The following is a 25,144-nucleotide window of genomic DNA, read 5'->3' as shown; positions in this document are numbered from 1 at the left end:
CATGTGGGACCATCGGGACGAGGTGGCCGTCGCCGGGCTGGGCTATAGCAGGCTGGAACGCCGGTCGGACCGGAGCCTGGCCGCGCTGACGCTGGAGGCGTGCGACGCCGCGCTGGCCGATGCCGGATTGCGGCGCGGCGATCTGGACGGCATCGCCACATCCCCCGCCATGCCGCGCTATGGCGGGCGCAAGGGCGTGGACGAAGGGATCGACGTCGTGACGCCCTGGTATCTGGCGGGATTGCTGGGGGTCGCTCCGGCCATCCGGTGGATCGGCTCCACCAACGGCATGGTGACGCAGAGCGTCATCGACGGCGCGCTCGCCATATCAGGCGGGCTTTGCGACCATGTGCTGGTCTATCGCGCGCTGCATGTGCCCGACGGGCGCTATGTGAATTTCGAATCGGCCCATGCGGTGGGAGGCGACCAGTATCTGGCGCCCTATGGCTTCAGCATGCCGCCGGCCTGGGCCGCCGTGGCGCTGCGCCGCTATTTTGCGCTTCATGGTTATGACCGGGCGGATTTCGCGCCTTATATCGCCCGGAACCGCGCCAATGCGCAACGCAACCCCAATGCCTATTGGCGAGGCAAGACGATCACGATGGAGGATTATCTCGCCGCCCGGATGATCGCCGATCCCATATCCATCCTCGATTGCGACATTCCGGTCGATGGCTGCTGCGCGATGATCCTGACCTCCACCCAACGGGCGCGGCATTTGCGCCGGCCGCCTGCCTTGCTCACCGGCTTCGCGGCCTCCGCCCATCAGGGCGCGGGAGGCACGCCGATGAACCTTGAGGATATGTGGGACGGCGCGAAGGATGTGGCGCGCCGGCTGTGGGAGGCGACCGGCCTGTCCCCGGCGGATGTGGACAATGCGCAGCTTTATGACGGTTTCAGCGTGCTGGTGCTGACCTGGCTGGAGGGCATGGGCTTCTGCCGCGACGGCGAAGGACTGGCCTTCCTGCGCGAGGGGCATGGCGATCCGGACGGGCGCCTGCCGATCAATACGGGCGGCGGAGCGCTGGGCGAAGGGCGGCTGCACGGCATGACCCAGCTTGCCGAGGCGGTCGCGCAGGTCACGGACCGTGCGGGCGAGCGGCAGGTGCCGGGGGCCTCGCGGGCGTTGGCGACGATCTCCAACGGCCTCGCCAAATCGACCGCCTTCCTATTCAGCCGGGATGGGTAGGACCGTTCGGGCGGGAATGTGCACCCCGCCGAAGTCATGCGGCCAGTCGCCGCCATTGATGAAGACGGTGAAGCCCGATCGCCGGAAGCGCATGGCCAGGCAGCGGCGATCCGGATCTTCCCATTGCGCGACGGTCATCGGCTGTCCCCGCTCGTCGAGCCACTCGACATCCGTTTCCGAGAGCCAGCCCGCGTCGCTGAAGTCCGGCGTCGACGCCCGCATGTCGGCAAGCGCGAACGCATGCGCCTCTATGTCCCGGTCGCGGCCCTGCCAGTCGACCCAGCCGATTGCATTATCCTGCGCATAGGCGTTGTTGTTGCCCTGCTGCGTCCGGCCGAACTCGTCGCCTGCGGTGAGCATGATCGCGCCGCGCGAACAGAATAGCGTGCCGAGCAGCGCCTTGATGTCGCGCCGCCGCGCTGCCCGAATGGCCTGATCGGCGGTCGCGCCCTCGATGCCGTTGTTCCAGCTGAAATTTTCGCCATGGCCGTCGCGGTTCTGCTCGCCATTGGCTTCGTTGTGGCGATGGTCATAGGCGGTCACATCCGCCAGCGTGAAGCCGTCATGGGCGGCCAGAAAATTGACGGTGCGCGTTGCCGGATCGGCATGGAAAATGTCGGACGATCCCGCGATGCGGGTCGCGAGCGCGCCGGTCATACCGCGATCCCCGCGCCAGAAGCGGCGCATATCGTCGCGATAGCGGTCGTTCCATTCCAGCCAGCGCGCCCCGAAACGGCCGAGCTGATAACCGCCGGGGCCGATGTCCCACGGTTCCGCGATCAGGATGCGGTCGGACAGCAGCGGATCGTCGCGCATGGCCCTCAGCAATGGCGCCTCGCTGTCGAAACCCGTCGGCAGGCGCCCCAGCGCGGGAGCGAGGTCGAAGCGGAAGCCGTCGACTCCCGCTAAGCCGACGAAATGGCGCAGCGACGCCAGGATCAGCCGCTGCGCGACGGGATGGTTGCAGTCGATGCTGTTGCCCGTGCCCGTATCGTTGATCAGGCGGCCATCGGGTTCATGCCGGAAATAGCTGCGCGCATCCAGGCCGCGGAGCGACAGGGTCGGGCCCTCGCGGTCGCTTTCCCCGTCATGATTATAGACCATGTCGAGGATCACGCCGATCCCGGCCGCATGCAGCGCATCCACCGCGCCACGCAGTTCCGCCATGCCGCCCGGCGCCAGCCGGGGATCGAGCGCGAAATAGCTGACCGGATTATAACCCCAGGCATTGCGCAGTCCCAGCGGCGCCAGATGCCGTTCGTCGATCCAGGCGTTGATCGGCATCAGTTCGATGGCGGAGACGTGCAGGCGGCGCAGATGTTCGATCACGGCGGGGTGCCCAAGGGCCGCGATGGTGCCGCGCTGCGCCTCCGGAATGTCGGGATGCAGCATGGTGAAGCCGCGGACCTGCACCTCATAGATCAGCCCGCCGGACCGGAAGATCGGCGGTTCCGGGGGCACCAAGGGAAACGGCGCGGACACCACCCCCTTGGGCATCAAGCCTGCCGTGTCGCTGCCTTTGCCGCGCGGTGCGGCCAGCATCGGATCATAGGCGAACGGCCGGTCGATGGCAGGCGCATAGGGATCGAGCAGCAGCTTGTCCGGATCGAACCACAGCCCCGCATCCGGATCAAAGGGACCGTCGGCGCGCAGGCCATAGCGGGCGCCCTCCCCCACGCCGGGCGCATTGACGGACCAGATGTCCTCGCCCTCCCTTGCCATGGTCAGGCGCGTTTCGCGATCCCGGGCATCGAACAGGCACAGCCAGAGCCGGTCCGCGTCGGGCGCATGGACCCGGAAACGGGTTCCGCGGCCGTGCATGCCCGGACCCAGCGGCTGCGGGCTCATGCGGTGGTCCGGACCAGTGCGCGGAACAGTTCCGCATAGCGCGCCGCGCTGTGGGTCCAGGAGAAATCGGCGCGCATGCCGGCGCGCTGCATCGCCTGCCATGTCGGCCGATGCGCATGAAGCCGGATGGTGCGCGCAATCGCTCCATGCAGCGCCAGCGGATCGGACGGCGGGAAGACGATGCCGGTCGCCACGCCCGCGCCGACGGCAGCCTCATTGGCGTCGATCACCGTGTCCGCCAGCCCGCCGACCCGCGCCACCACCGGCACGCAGCCATAGCGAAGGCCGTAAAGCTGGGTCAGGCCGCAAGGTTCGAAGCGGGAAGGGATCAATATGGCGTCGGCCCCCGCCTGCATCAGGTGCGACAGCGGCTCGTCATAGCCGATCCGAGCGCCCACCCGCCCGCGATGCCGGTCCGCCGCCGCCAGGAACGCGCCCTCCAGCGGATGGTCGCCCGACCCCAGAAGGGCAAGCTTGCCGCCCAGCCCCACCAGATGGTCGATGGCGTCCATCACCATGTCCATGCCCTTCTGCCAGGTGAGGCGGCTGACGATGATGAAGATCGGCGCGTCGTCGCGGTCGAGGCCGAACTGCGTTTCGAGGACGCGGCGGCTGGCGCCGCGCCCGCCCAGCGCCCGCGCGCTGAAGGGTTTGGCGATCAGGGGATCGGCGGCGGGGTCCCATATGGCGGTATCGACGCCGTTCAATATGCCGTGCAGCCTGTCGGACCGGCCGTTGATCAGGCCGTCCAGCCCCATGCCATGCATCGGGGAGCGGATTTCGTCGGCATAGGTGGGGCTGACGGTGGTGATGGCATCGGCCGAGACAAGCCCTGCCTTCAGATAGCCCGTGCCGCCATAATATTCGACCCCGTCCACGCCCCAGGCTTCGGGCGGCAGGCCGAGCTGGGGAAAGACATCCGCGCCGAAACGTCCCTGGAAGGCAAGGTTGTGGATCGTCACCACCCTGGGCACGGCGTGAGCCGGCCCGAAGCGCATATAGGCGGCGGTCATCGCCGCCTGCCAGTCATGCGCATGGACCAGGTCGGGCCGCCAGCCCTTCACCCCTTCGGCCGCCATGTCCGCCCCGGCACGCGACAGGGCGGCGAAGCGTTTCCAGTTATCGGGCCATTCGCCGCCGCCCGCATCGCCATAGGGGCCGCCTTCCCGCGCGAAGAAGTCCGGGGCATCCAGCACCAGCAGGTCGAGGTCGCCCAGCTTCGCCGCCAGCACCGCCGCCGGCGCGCCGAACAGCGCGTCATAACGGCGCAGCAGCTTCGCCTTGCCCAGGCGCGAAAGAACCGCCGGATAGCCCGGCACCAGCGTCCTGACCCCAATGCCATGCCCCGCCAGCGCGCCCGGCAAGGCACCCGCCACATCGGCCAGCCCCCCGGTCTTCACCAGCGGATAGATTTCGGACGTGACCGAAAGCACCCGCATCGCCATTCCCCCGCCCAAGTTTCAGTCCGCCAGCCGCTCGATCATATATTGGGTGATCAGCGTCACGCCGCTTTCGGTCCGTCGGAAACGCTGCGCGTCATGCTCCGGATGTTCTCCGACGATCAGGCCGGGCGGGATGATCACGCCTGAATCCAGCACGCATTTGTGCAGCCGCGCACCGCGCCCGATCACGCAGTCGGGCATGATGACGCTTTCCGTCACGGACGAGAAGCTGTGCGTGCGCACCCCGGTGAACAACAGGCTGCGGTGGAGCGACGATCCCGACACGATGCACCCGCCCGCGATCAGGGAGGATGTGGCGGAACCGCGCCGTCCCTCCTCATTGTGCACGAATTTCGCCGGCGGGGTGACTTCGGAATAGGTCCAGAGCGGCCAGCTCCGGTCGTAGAGGTCGAGCGAGGGCACCACGTCGGTCAGGTCGATATTGGCCTGCCAATAGGCGTCGATGGTGCCGACGTCGCGCCAATAGGGCACAGGTTCGCTCTCTGCGCGGACGCAACTGCTGGAGAAGCGGTGAGCGACGGCTTTGCCATGCTTGACGATGTGCGGGATGATGTCGCCCCCGAAATCGCGCTTGCTGTCCGGATCGTCCGCATCGCGCCGCAGTTCCTCGATCAAAAGGGCGGTGCGGAAGACATAGATGCCCATGGACGCCAGCGCCATGCCCGGGCTGCCGGGAATGTGCGGCGGGTTCTTCGGCTTCTCGACAAAGGCGGTGATCACGTCCTGCTCGTCCACATGCATGACGCCGAAGCCGCTGGCTTCCTTCACCGGCACCTCCATGCAGCCGACGGTGACGTCCGCGCCGCTGTCGACATGCTGCTGGAGCATCAGCTCATAGTCCATCTTGTACACATGGTCGCCCGCCAGGATGACCATATATTCCGGCGCATAGCTTTCGATGATGTCGATATTCTGGAACACCGCATCGGCCGTGCCCTCATACCATTGGCTTTCCGACACGCGCTGGCTGGCGGGCAGGATGTCGAAGCTCTCGTTACGCTCCGTCCGGAAGAAGTTCCAGCCGCGCTGCAGATGCCGGATCAGCGAATGCGCCTTATATTGCGTCGCGACGCCGATGCGCCTGATGCCGCTGTTGAGCGCGTTGGAAAGGGCGAAGTCGATGATCCGCGCCTTGCCCCCGAAATGCACCGCGGGCTTGGCGCGCCGGTCGGTCAACTCGGCCAGGCGACTGCCCCTGCCGCCGGCCAGAACATAGGCCATGGCGTCACGGGCGATCGGCTGGTGTCTTGGCTGCATCGCCCTCTTCTCCTTCATGCTCGCGAGCGCTCGGTTTCCGCCCGTCGGTTTCAATAGTCCAGTTCCAGCATCAACGTTCCAAGCGGCGGAATGGTGACATTGGCCCATCCTTCCTCATCCGCGACGACAATTCCCATATTTCCCGCGCCGCTGCCGCCATAATCCGCCGCATCGCTGTTGATGATCTCGCGCCAGCGGCCGCCGGAGGGCAGGCGCATCCTGTAGCCGTGGCGCAAGGTCGGCGTGAAATGGCTGATGACGACGATGGGCGATACGCCGGGCGCGCGACGGACCCAGGCGAAGACCGAATCCGCCGCCGCGTCGACCAGCACCCATTCGAAACCCTCCGGCTCGCAATCGCGGGCATGCAGCGCCGGGCGAGAACGATAGAGGCGGTTGAGGTCGCTCACCAGCAACTGCACGCCCCGATGCGGCGCGTGATCGAGCAGGTGCCTGTCGAGCGCCCGCGCCTCGCTCCATTCGGCCCGCTGCGCGAATTCCTGCCCCATGAACAGCAGCTTCTTGCCCGGATAGCCCCACATCATGGCGTAATAGGCGCGCAGGGTCGCGAATTTCTGCCAGTCGTCGCCCGGCATCTTGTGCAGCAGGGACGCCTTGCCATGCACCACCTCGTCATGGCTGAGCGCCAGCACGAAATTCTCCGTAAAGGCGTAGAGCAGGCCGAAGGTGATGTCGTCATGATGATGGGCGCGGTGCACCGGATCGCGCGCCAGATAACGCAGCGTGTCGTGCATGAAGCCCATATTCCATTTGAAACCGAAGCCCAGGCCCCCTTCATGGACGGGGTGGGACACTTTCGGCCAGCTCGTCGACTCCTCGGCAATGGTCATGACGCCGGCATGGGTGCCGTAGAGCGCCTTGTTCATCTGCCGCAGGAAATCGACCGCCTCCACATTTTCCCGCCCGCCCTGGCTGTTGGGAATCCACTCCCCTTCCTTGCGGCTGTAATCGAGGTAGAGCATCGAGGCGACGGCATCGACGCGAAGCCCGTCGACATGGTAGCGCTCCGCCCAGAAGAGGGCGTTGTTGACCAGATATTGCGCCACCTCCCGCCGGCCGAAATTGTAGATCGCCGTGTTCCAGTCGGGATGGAAGCCCTTGCGCGGATCGGCATGTTCATAAAGGGCGGTGCCGTCGAAATGGGCCAGCCCGTGGGCGTCGGTCGGGAAATGGGCGGGCACCCAGTCGAGGATCACGCCCACTCCCGCCCGGTGCGCGCCGTCGACGAAGCGGGCAAAGCCTTCCGGATCGCCAAAGCGCGCGGTCGGCGCGTAAAGGCCCGTGGTCTGATAGCCCCAGCTAGGATCATAGGGAAATTCGCTGATCGGCAGGAATTCGATATGGGTGAAGCCCATGCCGACCACATAGGGGATCAGCCGGTGGGCAAGGTCATCCCAACTCAGGAAATTTCCATCATCGTCGCGCTGCCATGAACCGGCGTGCACCTCATAGACGGAAATGGGTTCGCGGCGCGGATCGGCCCTTTGCCAATAGTCGCGGTGGCGCTCATCGCCCCAGTCATGGTCGGGCACCGCCGCCACGATGGAGGCCGTGGCGGGCCGCAGTTCGGAGCGGAAGGCGAAGGGATCGGCCTTCAGCGGCAGGACCGTCCCGTCAGGCCCGACAATCTCATATTTATAGGCGCTGCCCACCCCCACTTCGGGCAGGAAGATTTCCCATATTCCCGCATCCTGCCGCCGCCGCATCGGCGCCCGGCGTCCGTCCCAGCGGTTGAAGTCGCCCACCACCGACACCCGCTGCGCATTGGGCGCCCAGACCGCGAAATGCGTGCCCCCCACCCCTTCATGGGTGATGAGGTGCGCGCCCATCTTGTCGAACAGCCGGGCATGAGACCCTTCGGCAAAATAATAATCGTCCATCGGCCCCAGCACCGGGCCGAAGCTGTAGGGATCGATCAGCGTATATTCGCCGCCATCGGCATAGGTCGCCCGATAGCGCAGGGGCTGGCGCTTGCGCAGGGCAACCTTGCCGAAGAACAGCCCTGCCGGATGGACCCGGTCCAGCGCGCCTGCGGCCTTGCCGTCCAGCCTATAGGCATCGACCCTCACCGCATCGGGCAGGAAGACGCAGGCGGTGAAGCCCTTTTCCGCCGGATGGACGCCAAGCGTCGCGAACGGATCGTCCTCCCGCCCCTCCAGCAGGCGGGCGATCTGTTCCGGGGTCAAGCCCACGCTAGTTCCGGCCTCGCGTCAAACCGGCACCTTCCAGATGTCCGTCGCATATTCCCTGATCGTGCGGTCGGACGAAAACCAGCCCATGCGCGCGACATTGTGGATCGCCTTGCGCGCCCACAGCGTCTGGTCCTGCCATATCCCGTCAACCCTGCGCTGCGCGGCCGAATAGCTGTCGAAATCGGCCGCGACCATGAACCAGTCATGATCGTAGATGCCCTGCACCAGATCCCTGTACCGTCCCGGATCGTCGGGGGAAAAGACGCCGCTCGCGATCGCATCCAGCGCCTGGCCCAGCTCGCGGCTCTGGCCGATCACCTCGCGCGGGTCGTAGCCATGGGCGCGCCGTTCGTTCACCTGGGCGGCGGTGAGGCCGAAGATCACGATATTCTCCTCCCCCACATGGTCGCGCATCTCCACATTGGCGCCGTCGAGCGTGCCGATGGTGAGCGCGCCGTTGACCGCGAACTTCATGTTGCCGGTGCCCGACGCTTCCATGCCAGCGGTCGAAATCTGTTCGGACAGGTCGGCGGCCGGGATCATCATTTCCGCCAGCGACACATTGTAATTGGGCACGAACTGCACCTTCAGCAGGCCCTGCACCGCCGGGTCGTGATTGACCGCCCGCGCCACGTCGCCCGCCAGCTTGATGATCAGCTTGGCATTGTGATAGCTGGGCGCCGCCTTGCCGCCGAACAGCTTGACGCGGGGCACCCAATCCTTTTCCGGATGCGACCTTATCTGGTCGTAGAGCGACACCGCCTCGATGATGTTGAGCAACTGCCGCTTATATTCGTGGATGCGCTTGATCTGGATGTCGAACAGGGCCGAAGGATCGATCCGGGCGTTGACCCGCTGGCGCAGCAGATCGGCCAGAGCGACCTTGTTGGCGCGTTTGACGGCCAGGAATTTTTGCTGGAACGCACTGTCGTCGGCGAAACGATCCAGTTCCCGCAGCGCTTCGGGATCGTCCATGAAGCGGTCCCCGATCGCTTCCCTGATCAACTCGAACAGCCCGTGATTGCACTGCATCAGCCAGCGGCGGAAGGTGACGCCATTGGTCTTGTTGTTGATCCGCGCCGGGTAGAGCCGGTGGAAGTCGGCGAACACCGTTTCCTTCATCAATTCGGTGTGCAGCGCCGACACGCCGTTGACGCTGTGCGATCCGGCAAAGGCCAGATTGCCCATGCGCACCCGCCGCTCTCCCCCCTCGTCGATCAGGGAGATGGTGCCGATGGCCCGGTCGTCGAACTGGCCGGATCGCCGCGCCTCCCCCAACAGGCGGCTGTTCACCGCATAGACGATCTGCATATGCCGGGGCAGCAGCCGTTCGAACAGCGGCACGGGCCAGCTTTCCAGCGCTTCGGGCAGCAGCGTGTGATTGGTGTAGCTGAACGTCCGGCGGGTGATGTCCCACGCCTCGTCAAAATCGACGCCGTGATTGTCGAGGAGTATCCGCATCAACTCCGCCACGGCGACGGCCGGATGGGTGTCGTTGAGCTGGATCGCCGCCTTTTCCGGCAGGGTGCGGATGTCGCCGAAATATTGGATATGCCGCCGGACGACGTCCTGCAGCGACGCGGAGGAGAAGAAATATTCCTGCCGCAGCCGCAATTCCTGCCCCGCGGGCGAACTGTCGGCGGGGTAAAGGACGCGCGTGAGCGCCTCCGCCCGATTGCTCTCCGTCAGCGCGCCCAGATGGTCGCCCGCATTGAAGCGGTCGAGCAGGATCGGGTCGATCGGCTGCGCTTCCCACAGGCGCAGCGTATTGACGCGCTTCCCGCGCCAACCCGCAATGGGGGTGTCATAAGGCGTGGCGATGACGCGCTCGGCCGGCCGCCAGCGCATCTGGTGCGGGCTGGCGTCCTCATTTTCCGACGGGTCGACCCGGCCGCCAAAGCCGATCTCGTAGCTCGCCTCGCGCCGTTCGAATTCCCAGGGATTGCCGTGGGTCAGCCAGGTTTCAGGCAATTCCACCTGCCAGCCGTCCGAAATCTCCTGCCGGAACATGCCGTTCACATAGCGTATGCCATAGCCATAGGCGGGCACGTCCACCGTCGCCATGCTCTCCATGAAGCAGGCCGCCAGCCGCCCCAGGCCGCCATTGCCCAGCGCGGCATCCGGCTCCAGCGCGGCGATGATGTCGATGTCGACGCCCAGCGAACTCAATGCCGCCTGCATGTCGTCCAGCATCTCCATGTTGGACGCCGCGTCGCGCATCAACCGCCCGATCAGGAACTCCAGGCTCAGATAATAGACCCGCCGTCCCTGCTCCTCATAGGTTTTCTCCGTCGAGGCGATCCATGCATCGATCACCCGGTCGCGAATGGCGAGGATCACCGCATGCAGCCAGTCGTGCGGCTTCGCGGCGGTGGCGTTCTTGCCGATCCGGTAGGTCAGCCGCTCTACGATCTCATGGGCAAGGACCTCCGGATCGACCTGCCGGGGAGCGGGCTTCGGGAGGGTGGGTTGGCCTTTCAGGTTCATAAACGTGCCCCTTTTCGCCTTCGAGTCCGGGCGCGATGATGGCACGCCGTCCCGAGGCTCGCCAACAGCAAATTTTGCAGCGCAGCAATTAATCGGCGCGGCTCTCGATGATGGCATGGCGAACACCCTGCCTCAACTCGCGACGGACCGGATGGATGCTTGAGGGAAAATGCTGGGTCATGAAAATGCCGATCAGCCGCTCCACCGGATCGATGAAGAAGAATGTCGAGAACACGCCGCCCCAATAATATTCCTGCGTCCTGAGATCGGTCGCGAAGCCGAGGCCGAAGCCCACGCCCGCATAATCCGCCTCGCTGAACATGGAGGAGGACAGGCTGGCGAGATCGCCCCCGCCCGGCAGATGATTGGCATGCATCGCCGCGACCGTTTCCGGCTTCAGCAGCCGCACGCCGTCCAGTTCGCCGCCGCGCAGCAACATGCGGGCGAAGCGATGATAATCCGCCGTGCAGGAGATGAGGCCCCCGCCCCCCGAACGCAGCTTGAGCGGCCGGCGCCACCCGCTGCGTTCGCCCCGGTCGTAGAGCGACAGCGTGCCGTCCTGCGCCCATTGCCAGGCGTCCGTCATCCGCCCGGCGCGATCCTCCGGCAATTCGAAGAATGTGTCCGGCATGCCCAGCGGATCGAAGATGCGCTCGCGGAAAAATCGCTCCAGGTCGAGGCCGCTCAGCCGCTCCACCACGACGCCCAGCACATCGGTGGACACCGAATAATTCCACCGCTCACCCGGCGAGAATTCCAGCGGCAGCGCGGCCAGCGCGGCGATGAATTCGTCGGAACTGCGTTTCTGCTGGAACTCGTCGAGGCCGAGTTCACGGTAACGCGCGTCGATGGCCGTCTGCCGCTGCAAACCATAAGTGAGGCCCGATGTGTGCCGCAGCAGGTCGATCATCAGCATCGGGCGGCGCATCCGATCCGCCCCATCGGCCCCGACGGCGAGATCGGCGAATTCCGGCAATATCTTCGTCACCGGATCGTCCAGCGCCACCAGCCCCTGCTCCACCAGCATCATGAAGGCGACCGAGGTCACCGGCTTGGTCATGGAGGCGATGCGGTAAAGGGCGTTATCCCCAAGCGGCTCGCCGGTCGCGCGTGCGGCACCGCTGCGGACCGAGACGATGGGTCGTTCGTCACGCGAAAGGAGCCATTGCATATGGGGCAGCTTGCCCGGGACGACATAGCGTTCATGAACGAAGGCGGCCTGCGCCTGCAATTTCCCGGCATCCATGCCGGATGCCCGCGCCGCCTCCACATCCACCTGCCCGATAAGCTGCATCGATCCTCCTGCCGGCCTGCCCGCTGCCCCTAGAGCAATTTCACCATGAGGGAAAATGCTCTTGTCTTTCGATGCCGCATTTTCCGAGCCGCCGACCTCAAACGGTCAATCCGGAAATGCTCCCGATCAGGCATGGCCGGAGGTAAATGGCAATATCCCATGGGCCGCTTGCCCGTTGCAACGCCTTCATCGGCCCATTATGGCAACCGCCTGATCCCACTGGACGCAAGCTCTTCATGGCTACCGGCCTATCCGCCATCTTCCTGAACAACCGGCCCGCCCTGCTGCGGTTCCTGCGCGCGCGCGGCGCGGGCGACGAGTCCGAGGATCTGTTGCAGGACATGTGGATGAAGCTGGAGGAGAAGGATCTGGGGCCGATTGCCGATCCCCTGCCCTATCTCTACCGCATGGCGAACAACCTGATGCTGGACCGCTATCGTTCCGCCACCCGCCGCGAACGGCGCGAGCAGGATTGGGCGGAGGGTGCGGGCGGCGTGATGGCCGACCCGTCGGAGGACATCGCCGTGGACGAACGGCTGATCCTGAACGAACGGCTGGAGGAGGCGCGCGCCGTGCTGCAATCCCTGGGGCCGCGCGTCGAGCTGGTGTTCCGGCGCTTCCGCCTGGAGGGCGTCGGGCAAAGGCTGATCGCGGAGGAACTGGGCGTCAGCCTCACCACCGTGGAGAAGGATCTGCAAAAGGCCTATCGCGCCATGATCGCCCTCAAGCAGAAAATGGATACGGAATGAGGAAGGCGGCGGCGTCTGGCTCAGATGAGGGGCTGACATGAACAGGGCTGAAGCCATGATGAACGAGGAGGCGCTCGGATGGGTCATCCGCACGCGCGATCCCGAATTTGCCGATTGGGAAGCCTTCACCGCATGGCTGGAGGCCGATCCCGTGCATGCGCCCGCCTATGATGCATTGATGGCGGCGGATGCCGATCTGGCAGAGATCGTTCCAACGGAGCCCGTGACCATGGCCGCTCCGGCCAATGATGCGGGCGAGCGCGGCTGGCGCTGGTCCCGATCGCTGATCGGCGGCGGGGCGGTGGCGGCGGCGCTGGTGGCGGCCATATCGGTCGGTATGTGGAACCGCAGCGACATCTACACCGTCACGACCAGGCCCGGCGAAACCCGCACCGTCGCGCTGGACGAGGGCACCCGCGTCGAACTGAACGGCGGCACGACCATGCGCTTCGACCGGCATGACGCGCGCTTCGCGGCGCTCGACAGCGGCGAGGCCGCCTTCACCGTCCGGCATGACGCCGCCAATCCCTTCCGCGTCACCGTGGGCGACGCGCTGTTCGAGGATGCGGGCACCGTCTTCAACATCGTCCGCGCCGGCAATGCGACCCGCATCGGCGTGTCGGAGGGCGAGGTCATCTACAATCCGAAGGCGGAAGCCATCGCCCTGCCCGCCGGCCGCGCGCTGATGGAGGATGAGAACGGCCTGCGCGTCATGGACGTCGCCACCGACGCCGTCGCAAGCTGGCGTCAGGGCCGCCTCACCTATGCGAACGCCCCGGTGACGCAGATCAGCGCCGACATCGCCCGCTCACTGGGCGTCCGGCTCACCGCCACCCCCGGCGCGGGGACGATGCGCTTCACCGGAACGATCCGCCTGCACCGCGACCCGGCGCGCTTCTTTGGCCAGGCAGCGCCGCTGATGGGCCTCAGCGCCGTCAGGCAGGGCGACGGCTGGCTGTTGAGGGAGGGGGATGGCCCGCCACGCTGACGTCCTGTTCGTCACCGCCCTCGCCATGATGGCCGCTTCGCCTGGGCAAGCGGCGGAAAGACAGCAGATCAGCATCGCCCCCGGACGGCTGGGCGAGGCGGTGATAGCGCTCGGCCGCCAGACCGGGGCCAGCATCGGCATGTCGGACCAGTCGCTGGCGGGCGTGGCCACTCCCGCCGTGGAGGGACGCCTGTCGGTGGAAGCCGCGCTCAAGCGGCTGGTCAAGGGCAGCGGCGCCAGCATCCGGCGTATCGACGCGACCACCTGGCGGATCGTCCGGACGCCGGCGGTGGTGCGCGAGCAGCCCCGCGCCCGCATCGCCCAACCCGCTCCGCAAGCCGCGCCCGAACCGGCCGAGATCATCGTCACCGCATCCAAGCGCGACACCCCGCTTCCCCGCTATGCCGGGATGGTCGATGTGGTGGGCGACGACGCCTTCACCGCCGGGGAGGCGGCCGGCGGCACCGCCAGCCTGATCTTCCGCGTGGCGAGCCTCAGCTCCACCCATGCGGGCACGGGCCGCAACAAGCTGTTCATCCGCGCCATCGCGGACTCCGGCGTTGCCGGACCGACCCAGGCGACGACGGGACAATATCTGGGCGACATGCGCCTCAACTACGCCGCGCCGGACCCGGACCTCCGGCTCTACGACATGCAGGGCGTGGAGGTGCTGGAAGGGCCGCAAGGCACGCTATATGGCGCGGGATCGCTGGGCGGCATCGTGCGCATGATCCCCAATGCGCCCAACCTGGTGCGCGCCGGCGGGCAGGTCTCCGCCGGGCTCAGCGCGACGCAGCATGGCGATCCGGGCGGCGACCTGGCCGCGACGATCAACCTGCCGGTCGTGACGGAGAAGATCGCGCTGCGCATCGTCGGCTATGGCGTGCAGGACGGCGGCTATATCGACGATGTCCTGCGCGACAGGCATGACGTCAACCGCATCCGCACCTATGGCGGCCGCGCCGCGCTCCGTTTCGCGCCGGACGAGAACTGGACCATCGACCTCACCGGGGTCTTCCAGCGGATCGAGGGCGACGATGCGCAATATGCCGCGAAGGCGATAGGCGACCTCAAGCGCGCTTCCGCCGTCGCCCAGCCCTATTCGTCCGACTATGCGCTCGCCAATCTGCGGGTGGAGCGGCAATGGGACGATCTGCGCTTCGTCTCCTCCACCGGCTTCGTGCGCAACATATTGACGGAAAGCTATGATGCGACGCCTTATGAGATGGCCGGGGCGGACGCGCCCGCCGCCCTGTTCCGGCAAAGGAACAAGGTCGACATCTTCTCGACCGAAAACCGCATCGTCCGCGACCTGGACAATGGCCTGGGCTGGATATTGGGCGCATCCTATCTGGAAAGCACGTCGGATATTCAGCGTTCGCTGACCTCCTATGGAACGGCCCTGATGCAGCCGCAGGTCATTCCCGGCGTGCCGATGTACGGGCGGGGCATGGCCGCGACCTCGACCGGCGTGCACAACCGCATCCGCGAGGCGACGCTCTTCGGCGAAGCGTCGTTCGAACCCATGCGCGGCCTGATCGCCACGGTGGGCGGCCGACTGACCAACAGCCGCCTGACCGGCGAGGTGCTGGACCCCATCGCCCTCTTGTCCCTTGCCGCCATCGCACGCGCGGAGGCGCAGGCGAACCGGAGCGAGACGATCTTCCTCCCCTCCTTCTCCCTGCTGACCGACGCCTTGCCCGGGACGACCGTCTATGCCCGGTTCCAGCAGGGTTTCCGTCCCGGCGGGCTGGCTGTCGACGACCAGCATATCCAGCGGTTCCGCAACGACCGCGCCTCCACGGTGGAACTGGGCTTCCGCAGGGGCATTCCGGGCATCGATCCGGTCGCGGTCACGGGCAATGTCGCCTATACCAGATGGCGGGACATCCAGGCCGACGTCACCGACCGGATCGGCATTCCCACCACCGCCAATATCGGGGACGGGCGCATCTATACGGTGGAGGGGCGCGTCGCCGTCCGCCCCGCGTCGCGGCTGACGCTGGACGGCAGCATCATCTACAATGACAGCCGCCTCAGCCGCCCGGCGCAATTCCTGCGCTTGCTCTCCTATGAGGGGCAGTCCTTGAGCCTGCCCAATGTCGCCAATTGGGGCGGCCGCGTCGGCTTCGACTATCGCGCGCCGATGGGAGGGGACATGCGGCTCCAACTCAGCGGATCGGCCCGCTATGTCGGCAAGTCGCGCCTGGGCGTGGGGCCGATATTGGGCCGGGAACAGGGCGACTATGTGGACACGGCGCTCAGCGCGGCGCTGACCCATGGGACGGTGCAATGGTCGCTCTCCCTCACCAACCTGCTCGACAGCAGCGGCAACCGCTTCTCGCTGGGCACGCCCTTCGACCTTAGCGGGGATTATGTGACGCCGCTGCGTCCGCGCACTGTCCGGCTTGGCCTGGATTTCGCCTTCTGATCCTGCATCGCATTATTTTTAACTGACGGGACAGGCGTTCCCGCGCCGTCTTCGCCGCATGCGCGCTCATCGGAAAGAGGCGCGGCACGCAGAGGAGACATCATGCGCAATCTACTGGCCTGCACGGCCATCGCTCCCGTTCTGGCCGCCCTGACGGTGGCCGATGCGGCGGCGGAAACCACCATCGGTTCTTCCACCACCACCGCCGTCCGCACCTCCACCGTCGCCAATGGCGCCGCGGATGACGTCACGGTCAGTTCCGCTGGATCGATCACGCTGACCGGCGGCACCGCCATCACCCAGGACAGCAACAACAAGGTCAGCAATGCCGGCACGCTCAAGATTTCCGGCGCGGACGGCGCGACCGGCATTCGCGCGGCGGCGGGCACCAGCGGCAACATCACCCATAGCGGCACGATCACGCTGGACGAGGACTATACCCCCACCGACGACGACAAGGACGGCGACCTGGACGGCCCCTTCGCCAAGGGTTCGAACCGCAATGGCATCTGGGTCCAGCCGGGCGCGGCGCATATGGGCAATATCGACAGCAGCGGCACCATCACCATCGAAGGCAATCAGTCCGCCGGCATCCGCATCGACGCGTCGCTGACCGGCAATCTGTCGACCAGCGGCTCCACCAGCGTAGTGGGCGACAATGGCTATGGCGTGCTGGCCAATGCGGTCACCGGCAATGTCACCATCCGCGGAACGACAGCCGTCACGGGCGCCAACAGCACCGGCCTTGCCCTGCAAGGGGACGTGACCGGAGCGGTCAAGATCCAGGGCACGATCACCAGCACCGGTTATCGTTATACTTCGCGTCCGAGCGACGCTTCCAAGCTGGATGCGGACGATCTGCTCCAGGGCGGATCGGCCGTGACGATCGCCGGCAATGTCACGGGCGGCGTCATCTTCGACATTCCACCGACGCTGGACAGCACCAAGCCGGATGTCGACAATGACGGGCTGACCGACGCCAGCGAAGGGTCCGCCGCGATCATCACCTATGGCTCCGCCGCTGCCGTGCGGATCGGTTCGGCCACGGCGGCCACGACCATCGGTCCGGTGGCTGCGGACAGTTCGGGCTATGGCCTGATCGTCAAGGGATCGATTGCCGGATATGGCGTCTATGACGGCGTCAGCGCCAGCGGCCTCGCCATTGGCGGGCTGGGCGGCAATGTCACCCTGACCAAGGGCCTGCTGGTGTCGGGATCGGTCGGCGCCACATCCTATGACAGTAATGCGACGGCCATTCGTTTGGGCAGCGGCGCCACGGCCGACACCCTCCAGATCGGCGGGGCGGTGAGCGCGACCGGCTCCAGCATCGCCGGCACGTCGGCACGCGCGCTGGTGATCGACGCAGGCGCGACGGGCCGCGCCATCGTGAACAGCGGCGCCATTTCCGCCACGGCGCTCAGCAGCAAGGATGGCGCTGCCATCGCCATCCTCGATTCTTCCGGCACGGTGTCGTCCCTGTCCAACACCGGCACCATCTCTGCGACTGGAGGCAAGAGCGGATCGAACGTCGCCATCGATATGACCGCCAATGGCAACGGCGTCGCCCTGACCCAGTCGCTTGCCTCCGCCACGGCAAGCGCGCCGAAGATCACGGGCGACGTGCGGCTGGGATCGGGCAATGACGTCGTGACGATCTCCGCCGGCAGCATTGCGGGCAATGTCGACCTGGGCGGCGGCAGCAACCGCCTGGCGCTGTCCGGCTCCTCCACCCTGACGGGTAATGTGGCGCTGGGCGGGAACGGTTCCAGCCTTGGCCTGGCGGAAAGCGCGCAGATCAATGGCGGCGTGGATTTCGGCGGCGGCGCCTCGACGCTGACCCTTTCCGGCACCGCCACTCTCAACGGCGCGATCAGCAATGCCGGCAATACCGCCGTCGTGATGAATGGCGGCACCCTCAACGCCGGCAACAAGGGCACGGTCGCGCTCGCCTCGCTGTCAGTGGGCGGGTCCTCCGTCATCGGCGTGACGGTCGACACGGCCAATGGCACCAACACGCTCTACAATGTCGCGGGGGCCGCAAGCTTCGCCAGCGGATCGCAGGTCAAGGCGACCCTGACCAGCGTGGCCGGTTCGGAGGGCGATTATGTCATCGTCCGCGCCGGATCGTTGAGCGGCACGCCCGCCCTCTCCAGCACGACGCTGATCCCCTATATGTTCAAGGGCGCCATCGCCAGCAACGCCGCGACGGGGGAAGTGACGCTGTCGATCGCGGCCAAGACCGTATCCGAACTCGGCCTTACCGGGTCGCAGGCGCGAGCCTATGACGCGATCTTCAACGCGCTGGACAAGGACAGCGCCGTTGCGGGCAGCTATCTTGCCATCACCGACGGCGACACGCTGAAGGCCAATCTGCAACAGATGCTGCCCGACCATGCCGGCGGCACGTTCGAGGCGGTGACCGCCGGTTCGCGCGCGACCGCCCGCATCCTTGGCGATCCGGGCGGCATCTACCGCACGGCTGACGGGCGTCTGGGCTTCTGGCTGCAACAGGTGGCGTTCGGCAGTTCCAAGAGCGTGGGCGACACCGCATCCTACGACATCAACGGCTGGGGGGCGAGCTTCGGCGCCGAATATCTGACTGGGATCGGCGCCCTGGGCGCATCCTTCGCCTATATCCATGGCAGCGACTCTTCGGGCAGCACCGACAATGCGGTGGATTCCGACCAGTTCGAACTGGCGGCGCACTGGCGGGGCGATTTCGGCCCGCTCCAGACCTATGCCCGCTTGTCGGCGGCCCATGTGGATTTCCGGGGCAGCCGCCATTTCGAATCCGGCGATGTCGTGCGCACGGCGGATGGCGACTGGTCGGGCAAGCTTTACTCCGCAACGGCGGGTGGCTCCTATGAGATGCGCTTCAACCGCTTCACCCTGCGTCCGGCGGCAAGCATCGATTATTACCGCCTGAAGGAAGACGGCTATGGCGAGACGGGCGGCGGCGCTGCCTTTGACCTGATCGTCGACGGCCGCACCAGCGACGAATTGACCGCCAGCGGCAATGTCACCGTCGGTTACGATTTCGGCAGCCTCAATCGGGAGGATGGCTGGATGCGGTTCGAGCTGGAGGGTGGACGGCGCCAGATCATCGGCGGATCACTGGGCGACACCACCGCCCATTTCGCCGGTGGCGAGGACTTCACCCTGGTCTCGGACAAGCGCACCAGCGGGTGGACCGGCCGCGCCCGGCTGATCGGCGGCACCGAAACTTTCCGCGTCGGCGGCGAATTCGGGGCGGAGGAACAACAAAATCATGTCGCCCTCTCCCTCCGGGCGACGGTTAACTTCATCCTGTGACGTCCTAGCAGTGAATTGGCGGGCCACACCCCACAGACCCTCCCGGCCCGCCGATCCGCCATGACATGAGCCGGTTCCCAACGGTGTCATGGCTGTAAAGGAAGGGGCGCTGCCTTCCCCCGGCAGCGCCCCTTTTCGCTATCCCCCGTCAGCGCCGCGCAAGAGCGGGAGGGGTTTCGAGGCGGGCCGAGGACCATATCTGTCGAAAGGCTGGAACGTCCCGATCGAAATAGAGAATGGCCGGCGCATCGAACGTCACCAGGTACAGCCTGCCCTTGACGATGGCGCCCACCGCTTCGCCGCTGCGCGACACATCCTCCATCTGCTTTCGGAAACTGTAGGAAAAGCGCACGCCCTTTTCGCCCAGAAATGTCGCAGGCTCGATGGCGGTCATCGAAAAGAGCGTCGTCCCAAGCGCGATGCGATAACTATTTTCCAGCAGCGCAGGAATATCGGTCAGCAACATGGTCGAGGAAAAGCGCGGCAGCGGCCTGGTCTTCCTGCTCACCTCCCGAAACAAGGTCCGCCCGGTTTCGATACTGTAGAAATTGACGCCGTTCAGATCGTCACCGTCCAGCGTCCATGTCTCCGAATTGCGGCCCGGACGGGCGGACAGGCGGTTCCACTCCCGGTCCGGCGTGACGGTCAGGGTCGATTTGGCCACGGCAACGGACGTCCCCGCCGGCATCAGGGCATTGCCGGCCATCAGCGGCTGCGCCGCCAGAACCGTGCAGATCACGGCCAGAAAAGATGAAATTCGTTTCGCCATGAGAAATCCTATTCGCCGGTCATCGTCTGGAGCATGGGAATATCGGCCGCCTGGGGACGCAGCCGGATGTAATTCTTGAGCGCATCCGCGCCTTCGGTCCGCTGACGGTTGCGCATCAGGCACAGACCCAATCCGCGCCAGCCCTCCGCCAGGCCGGGGTCCGCCGCGAGCGCCGATCGGTAGAAATCGGCCGCCGCCGCCAGATCGCGCGGATTGCCGCGCTGGCGGTACAGTTCGGCCCGCGCGAACAGCAGGGGCGCGGTCCAATGCTCCCCCGCCAGCGACGACAACAGATATTCCGTACCGCCGAAATCGTTGAGCTTCATCTGGTCGGACAGAAAATCCGGCAGCCATTTGGCAAGCGCCGCCGAATAGCTTTCCGCGCCCTCCGGCTTGGCCGCGACATCGGCGGACAGCGCCGCGAGATAGGTCGCGCGATCGAGATTGGTCGGATGGGTGGAGAAGAAGGCGACACGATCATAGCGTTGGCTGCGCTGTTTGCGCCCCAGCGCGGTCGCATCCGCCTCATCCATGAGCCGCTGCCAGACATGCGCCGCCGCCTGCGCCGAATAAGGGGACTGGATCGCATATTTGAGCGAGAGCAGGTCGGCCTGTTTTTCCTGATCGCGGTTGAACTGGAAGAATGAGCCGACCGCCGCCTGCTGCACGGTCGCGCCATATTGACCCAGAAAGGCCGCCCAGGCGGCGATGTCGGTCGCTGAACGTTGCCTCCGGAAGCCTGAAAGGCTGTGTCGCAGCTCGAAATGAGCGAACTCATGGCCAAGTACCGCCGCCAGTTCCGCCTCGCTTCGAACCCGCAGCAGGAGCCCGCTCCAGACCTGCATCGTGCCGTTGGGGGCCATATTGGCGTTGAAGGATGCGACCCGGACCAGATAGATGCGCACGCCCCGACATCGGTCCTGACCCACAGCCCGGCACAGGACGCCAGCCACATAGGCCTGCAGGGCCGGATCGTCGATGAGGAATTTGGAGTCGCGCAGTTCCCGCTCATCCTCATCGGCCAGCATCCACAGGCCACGCTCGTCCGTCCCTTGCGGCTGATAGGCCTGGCCGTAGGGCGGGAGATCGGCGGGCCCGCGGGCCGCCGCCGCCGCCACCGGCAGAGTCAAGGCCAGCAGCGCCATTGCCCTCAGCAACGCGCCCGTCATTGGGCGGCAGCGGCAAGGCTGGGGGTGCTGCCGGGGAAATCCTCCAGCAACTGCGTTACGCGGCGGCGGGCGCCCTCCATGGTCCGGACATCGCCGCCCATCTGCAGGTCCGCATTGAGCCAGAGCAGGTCCCCGCTCGCAAGGTCCACCAGACCTGCAAAGCCCTTATGCTGGCCGGAGGTGATGCCGACGCCGCCCATGGCCGCGAACAGCTGGAAAATCTTCCGTCCGGTCGATCCGAACTGGTCCTCCGTAAAGATGAACAGCCCATAGCGCGCGCCCGAGCGGGCGGCGAGCGCGGATACGCCGGGCCCCAGCGTCCAGTCGAACGCCGCGCCTTCGCGCTTCTTCGTTGGCAATCGATTGCCGGGGAAGAACTGAAATTCGATCACCGATTGCGCGACGATGCCGAAGAGCGACTGATATTCGGCCAAGCTTTCGGCCTGCTGTCCCACAGGATCGGCCGAACCGACAATCTCATTGCCCAGACGCTGCTGCGCTTCCGCCAGGGCCAGATCCAGATTGTCCCGCGCCTGTTGCGTCCAGTCGGCATTGGGTTCGAACATGCCCGCGGTCGACTGGCTCCCAACGGTCACCCTGGGCCTGAACAACAGGATTTTGGTCGAATTCGGATCGAGCAGGAAGCCCTGCCGTACGGCGGACTTTTCCTGCGCCATGACGGCCGGCGACAGGCAGCCGAGCAAAAGGCACAAAATGGCGTGGCCGAACGCAAATCGCATGAATGTTCCCCCTGCACACAGCCAAGTCCCCCGACTCATGGCGGCTGTTGCTCAAGGGCTTAGCAAAGAGAACATCTTAGGTACAGATCGAACGATGTCTGCTGGAACAGACATCGTTCATAATGGACCAATCAGGCCAGCGCCTTCCTGATCAACTCATTCACCACCTGCGGATTGGCCTTGCCCTGCATGGCCTTCATCGTCTGACCGACGAAGAAGCCGAACAGCGCCTCCTTGCCCGCCTTATACTGTTCGACCTTGTCCGCATTGTCGGCCAGCACCTTGGCGACCGCGGCCTCGATGGCGCCGGTGTCGCTGGTCTGCTTCAGCCCCTTTTCCTCAACGATCCTGGGCGCGCTGTCGCCGGTTTCGAGCATGATCTCGAACACCTGCTTGGCGATGGTGCCGCTGATCGTGCCGTCGGCAATGAGGGCCAGCAGTTCCGCGCCCTCTTCGGGGCTGACGGGGCTTTCCTCCAGCGTCTTGCCCAGGCGGTTGAGCGCGCCGTAAAGCTCCGACAGCAGCCAGTTGGCGGACGCCTTTGCGACTTCGCCCTCGCTCTTCTTCTGGATGCGCGCGCCTTCGGCCAGCAGCGCCTCGAACCAGCGCGCCGTGTCGGCGTCGGCAGTCAGCGTCGCGGCATTATAGGCGGAAAGGCCAAGCGCCTGCTCATAGCGCTGGCGCTTGGCGTCAGGCAATTCAGGCAGCGACTGGCGGCATTCCTCCAGGAAGGCGTCGTCCAGTTCCAGCGGCAGCAGGTCGGGATCGGGGAAATAGCGATAGTCATGCGCGTCTTCCTTCGACCGCATGGAGCGCGTTTCATTCTTGTCCGGGTCGTAGAGCCGGGTTTCCTGCACCACCTTGCCGCCGGCCTCCAGCACGTCCACCTGACGGCTGGCCTCATGTTCCACCACGGCCATGACGAAGCGGACGGAATTGACATTCTTCGTTTCGGTGCGAGTGCCGAACGGCTCGCCCGGCTTGCGGACCGAGACGTTGACGTCCGCGCGCATCGAGCCCTGATCCATATTGCCGTCGCAGGACCCCACATAGCGCAGGATCGTCCGCAGCTTCGACAGATAGGCGCCAGCCTCCGCAGGCGAGCGCATGTCCGGCTTCGACACGATTTCCATCAGCGCCACGCCCGAACGGTTCAGGTCGACATAGGACCGCGTCGGATGCTGGTCGTGCATCAGCTTGCCTGCGTCCTGCTCGACATGGATGCGCTCGATGCCGATCGTCTTGACCTGCGCATCGGGGTTCTTCTCGTCCAGGCTGATCTCGATCGCGCCCTCGCCCACCAGCGGATGGTAGAGCTGGCTGATCTGGTAGCCCTGCGGCAGGTCCGCGTAGAAATAGTTCTTCCGGTCGAAACGCGACCATTTGTTGATCTGCGCCTTGATCGCCATGCCGGTGCGCACCGCCTGGCGGATGCACTCGCGGTTGGGCACGGGCAGCATGCCGGGCATGGCCGCGTCGACCAGGCTCACCTGCGTGTTCGGCTCCGCGCCGAAAGCGGTGGCCGCGCCGGAAAAGAGCTTCGCCTGGCTCGTCACCTGCGCATGGACTTCCAGGCCGATCACGACCTCCCACTCGCCGGTTGCGCCCTGGATGCGATATTCACTCATGTTTCTTTTTCCGTTCGGGCTGAGCCTGTCGAAGCCCAGTCCTTTCTTGAAGAGAAGTGAGGCCCTTCGACATTGCAAGGAGACAAGCGGCTCCTTTCAACAGGGCGAACGGTGTTTGCTTTACCACCATTTCTCCGGCCGCGCCGCAAAGCCCGCGCGTTCCTCGATCGCGAGGCCCGCGTTCAGCACGGTCTGCTCGTCCAGCGCCTTGCCGATGATCTGGAGACCCAGCGGCAGACCTTGCGCGTCCAGCCCGCCCGGCACCGCTATCGCCGGCAGTCCCGCCAGCGAAGCCGGCACGGTGAAGACGTCGTTCAGATACATGGCCAGCGGATCGGCCTGCTTCTCGCCCAGCGCGAAGGAGGCGCTCGGCGCGGTCGGCGTCAGCAGCAGGTCGCATTTCTCGAAGGCCTGGTCGAAATCGCGGGCGATCAGCGCCCGAACCTTCTGCGCCTGCGTATAATAGGCGTCGTAGAAGCCCGCCGACAGCACATAGGTGCCGATCATGATGCGGCGCTTGACCTCCGGCCCGAAACCGGCGGCGCGGGTCGCGGCATACATATCCTGGAGGCCCGCCCCATCGGGCAGGTCGCGCTGGCCGTAACGCACGCCGTCATAGCGGGCGAGGTTCGATGACGCCTCCGCCGGCGCGATGATATAATAGGTCGGCAGCGCGTACTTCGTATGCGGCAGCGACACTTCGACAACCTCGGCGCCCGCATCCTTCAGCCATTCGATGCCGCGGTCCCACAGCGCCGCAATTTCGGCGTTCAGGCCATCGGGGCGATACTCCCTGGGAATGCCGACCTTCTTGCCCCGAAGGTCGCTCGACAGGCTGGCTTCCCACTGCGGCACGGCCAGATCGAGCGACGTCGAATCCTTGGGATCGAAGCCCGCCATGCTTTCCAGCAGGATCGCATTGTCGCGCACCGTCCGCGCCATCGGCCCGGCCTGATCCAGCGAAGAAGCGAAGGCGACGATGCCCCAGCGGGAGCAGCGGCCATAGGTCGGCTTGATGCCGGAAATGCCGGTGAAGGCAGCAGGCTGGCGGATCGAGCCGCCCGTATCGGTGCCGGTCGCCGCCGGGCAGAGCCGCGCCGAAATCGCCGCCGAAGAACCGCCCGAGGAACCGCCGGGCGCCAGCGCGGCATTGTCGCCGCCGCCCCGCCGCCAGGGCGAGATCACATTGCCGTAATAGCTGGTCTCGTTCGAAGAGCCCATGGCGAACTGGTCGAGGTTGAGCTTGCCCAGCATGCCCGCGCCCGCGTCCCACAGCTTCTTCGAAACCGTGGATTCATAGGTGGGCTTGAAGCCTTCGAGCATGTGGCTCGCGGCGGTCGTCTGCACGCCTTCGGTGCAGAACAGATCCTTCATGCCGATCGGCACGCCCGAAAGCGGCTTCAACGCCTCGCCCGCAGCCCTCGCCCTGTCGGCGGCGTCGGCGGCTTCCAGCGCCTTTTCCGGCGTTTCCACGATGAAGGCGTTCAGCGCCTTGGCGGCGGCGACATTGGCATTGAACGCCGCCGCCACTTCGCGCGCCGAAAAGTCGCCCGCGCGGAAGCCGTCGCGGATTTCCGCGACCGTCAGATCAGTAAGGTTGGTCATAC

General features: G+C 65.8%; 16 protein-coding genes. 5 read left to right on the top strand and 11 right to left on the bottom strand.

The window, feature by feature from the left end; genetic code table 11:
* Position 1 precedes the first annotated feature (1 nt).
* Positions 2-1,189 carry a thiolase family protein gene (locus TZ53_RS17005; protein ID WP_044662053.1) on the top strand — a complete coding sequence of 396 codons (1,188 nt, stop codon included), beginning with the start codon at positions 2-4 and terminating at the stop codon, positions 1,187-1,189.
* Here TZ53_RS17005 and glgX read toward each other — a convergent pair.
* From glgX to TZ53_RS16975, 6 genes are all read right to left on the bottom strand, one after another.
* Complete coding sequence (gene glgX, locus TZ53_RS17000) at positions 1,169-3,037, bottom strand: glycogen debranching protein GlgX (protein WP_044662052.1); 1,869 nt, start codon at positions 3,035-3,037, stop codon at positions 1,169-1,171. The two genes, TZ53_RS17005 and glgX, sit on opposite strands and share 21 nt — an antisense overlap.
* Positions 3,034-4,482: a glycogen synthase GlgA gene (glgA, locus tag TZ53_RS16995; RefSeq protein ID WP_044662051.1), complete on the bottom strand. Its 1,449-nt coding sequence runs from the start codon at positions 4,480-4,482 to the stop codon at positions 3,034-3,036. The genes glgX and glgA overlap by 4 nt, the downstream gene beginning before the upstream one ends.
* Before the next feature lie 15 nt (positions 4,483-4,497).
* On the bottom strand, positions 4,498-5,757 hold the full coding sequence (glgC, locus tag TZ53_RS16990; protein ID WP_025548086.1) for a glucose-1-phosphate adenylyltransferase: 1,260 nt from the start codon (positions 5,755-5,757) through the stop codon (positions 4,498-4,500).
* 50 nt (positions 5,758-5,807) lie between these two features.
* Positions 5,808-7,970, bottom strand: a complete 2,163-nt coding sequence (gene glgB / locus TZ53_RS16985) for a 1,4-alpha-glucan branching protein GlgB (protein ID WP_044662050.1) — start codon at positions 7,968-7,970, stop codon at positions 5,808-5,810.
* Between the two features lie 18 nt (positions 7,971-7,988).
* Entirely contained in the window at positions 7,989-10,457 is a 2,469-nt protein-coding gene (locus TZ53_RS16980) for a glycogen/starch/alpha-glucan phosphorylase (protein ID WP_044662049.1), read from the bottom strand.
* Between the two features lie 88 nt (positions 10,458-10,545).
* Positions 10,546-11,751: a serine hydrolase domain-containing protein gene (locus TZ53_RS16975; RefSeq protein ID WP_044662048.1), complete on the bottom strand. Its 1,206-nt coding sequence runs from the start codon at positions 11,749-11,751 to the stop codon at positions 10,546-10,548.
* Positions 11,752-11,987: 236 nt separating this feature from the next.
* Here TZ53_RS16975 and TZ53_RS16970 point away from each other — a divergent pair, with 236 nt between their 5' ends.
* The 4 genes from TZ53_RS16970 to TZ53_RS16955 all read left to right on the top strand — a co-directional run bounded on the left by TZ53_RS16970 (position 11,988) and on the right by TZ53_RS16955 (position 19,231).
* A complete protein-coding gene (locus TZ53_RS16970; protein WP_044662047.1) occupies positions 11,988-12,500 on the top strand; it encodes an RNA polymerase sigma factor in 513 nt (170 codons plus the stop codon).
* Between the two features lie 55 nt (positions 12,501-12,555).
* Complete coding sequence (locus tag TZ53_RS16965; protein WP_044663113.1) at positions 12,556-13,488, top strand: FecR family protein; 933 nt, start codon at positions 12,556-12,558, stop codon at positions 13,486-13,488.
* A complete protein-coding gene (locus TZ53_RS16960) occupies positions 13,472-15,919 on the top strand; it encodes a TonB-dependent receptor domain-containing protein (protein WP_044662046.1) in 2,448 nt (815 codons plus the stop codon). The genes TZ53_RS16965 and TZ53_RS16960 overlap by 17 nt, the downstream gene beginning before the upstream one ends.
* A gap of 102 nt (positions 15,920-16,021) precedes the next feature.
* Positions 16,022-19,231, top strand: a complete 3,210-nt coding sequence (locus TZ53_RS16955) for an autotransporter outer membrane beta-barrel domain-containing protein (protein WP_044662045.1) — start codon at positions 16,022-16,024, stop codon at positions 19,229-19,231.
* 148 nt (positions 19,232-19,379) lie between these two features.
* Here the strand turns inward: TZ53_RS16955 and TZ53_RS16950 are convergent, their stop codons facing one another.
* The 5 genes from TZ53_RS16950 to gatA form a co-directional block, all read right to left on the bottom strand.
* The gene (locus tag TZ53_RS16950; RefSeq protein ID WP_044662044.1) at positions 19,380-20,000 is read right to left on the bottom strand and encodes a hypothetical protein; all 621 of its coding nucleotides are present in this window, start codon (positions 19,998-20,000) and stop codon (positions 19,380-19,382) included.
* 8 nt (positions 20,001-20,008) lie between these two features.
* Complete coding sequence (locus TZ53_RS16945) at positions 20,009-21,169, bottom strand: M48 family metallopeptidase (RefSeq protein WP_044662043.1); 1,161 nt, start codon at positions 21,167-21,169, stop codon at positions 20,009-20,011.
* Positions 21,166-21,909: a hypothetical protein gene (locus tag TZ53_RS16940; protein WP_025548071.1), complete on the bottom strand. Its 744-nt coding sequence runs from the start codon at positions 21,907-21,909 to the stop codon at positions 21,166-21,168. The genes TZ53_RS16945 and TZ53_RS16940 overlap by 4 nt, the downstream gene beginning before the upstream one ends.
* A gap of 131 nt (positions 21,910-22,040) precedes the next feature.
* Positions 22,041-23,537, bottom strand: coding sequence for an Asp-tRNA(Asn)/Glu-tRNA(Gln) amidotransferase subunit GatB (gene gatB, locus TZ53_RS16935; RefSeq protein WP_044662042.1), 1,497 nt, complete (start codon positions 23,535-23,537; stop codon positions 22,041-22,043).
* 120 nt (positions 23,538-23,657) lie between these two features.
* On the bottom strand, positions 23,658-25,142 hold the full coding sequence (gatA, locus tag TZ53_RS16930) for an Asp-tRNA(Asn)/Glu-tRNA(Gln) amidotransferase subunit GatA (protein WP_044662041.1): 1,485 nt from the start codon (positions 25,140-25,142) through the stop codon (positions 23,658-23,660).
* Positions 25,143-25,144: the final 2 nt, after the last annotated feature.

Source organism: Sphingobium sp. YBL2 (genome assembly GCF_000943805.1).
GTDB lineage: Bacteria > Pseudomonadota > Alphaproteobacteria > Sphingomonadales > Sphingomonadaceae > Sphingobium > Sphingobium fuliginis.
The sequence above is the reverse complement of the archived record's forward strand: the minus strand, read 5'-3'. Positions and strand labels throughout refer to the sequence as shown.

Bases quoted from the DNA above. Each gene is read 5' to 3' on its own strand.
- glgX (WP_044662052.1), bottom strand. From the start codon at position 3,037: ATGAGCCCGCAGCCGCTGGGTCCGGGCATGCACGGCCGCGGAACCCGT.
- TZ53_RS16955 (WP_044662045.1), top strand. From the start codon at position 16,022: ATGCGCAATCTACTGGCCTGCACGGCCATCGCTCCCGTTCTGGCCGCC.
- gatB (WP_044662042.1), bottom strand. From the start codon at position 23,537: ATGAGTGAATATCGCATCCAGGGCGCAACCGGCGAGTGGGAGGTCGTG.
- TZ53_RS16940 (WP_025548071.1), bottom strand. From the start codon at position 21,909: ATGCGATTTGCGTTCGGCCACGCCATTTTGTGCCTTTTGCTCGGCTGC.
- glgC (WP_025548086.1), bottom strand. From the start codon at position 5,757: ATGCAGCCAAGACACCAGCCGATCGCCCGTGACGCCATGGCCTATGTT.
- TZ53_RS16980 (WP_044662049.1), bottom strand. From the start codon at position 10,457: ATGAACCTGAAAGGCCAACCCACCCTCCCGAAGCCCGCTCCCCGGCAG.
- gatA (WP_044662041.1), bottom strand. From the start codon at position 25,142: ATGACCAACCTTACTGATCTGACGGTCGCGGAAATCCGCGACGGCTTC.
- glgA (WP_044662051.1), bottom strand. From the start codon at position 4,482: ATGGCGATGCGGGTGCTTTCGGTCACGTCCGAAATCTATCCGCTGGTG.
- TZ53_RS16950 (WP_044662044.1), bottom strand. From the start codon at position 20,000: ATGGCGAAACGAATTTCATCTTTTCTGGCCGTGATCTGCACGGTTCTG.
- TZ53_RS16975 (WP_044662048.1), bottom strand. From the start codon at position 11,751: ATGCAGCTTATCGGGCAGGTGGATGTGGAGGCGGCGCGGGCATCCGGC.
- TZ53_RS17005 (WP_044662053.1), top strand. From the start codon at position 2: ATGTGGGACCATCGGGACGAGGTGGCCGTCGCCGGGCTGGGCTATAGC.
- TZ53_RS16945 (WP_044662043.1), bottom strand. From the start codon at position 21,169: ATGACGGGCGCGTTGCTGAGGGCAATGGCGCTGCTGGCCTTGACTCTG.
- TZ53_RS16960 (WP_044662046.1), top strand. From the start codon at position 13,472: ATGGCCCGCCACGCTGACGTCCTGTTCGTCACCGCCCTCGCCATGATG.
- TZ53_RS16970 (WP_044662047.1), top strand. From the start codon at position 11,988: ATGGCTACCGGCCTATCCGCCATCTTCCTGAACAACCGGCCCGCCCTG.
- TZ53_RS16965 (WP_044663113.1), top strand. From the start codon at position 12,556: ATGATGAACGAGGAGGCGCTCGGATGGGTCATCCGCACGCGCGATCCC.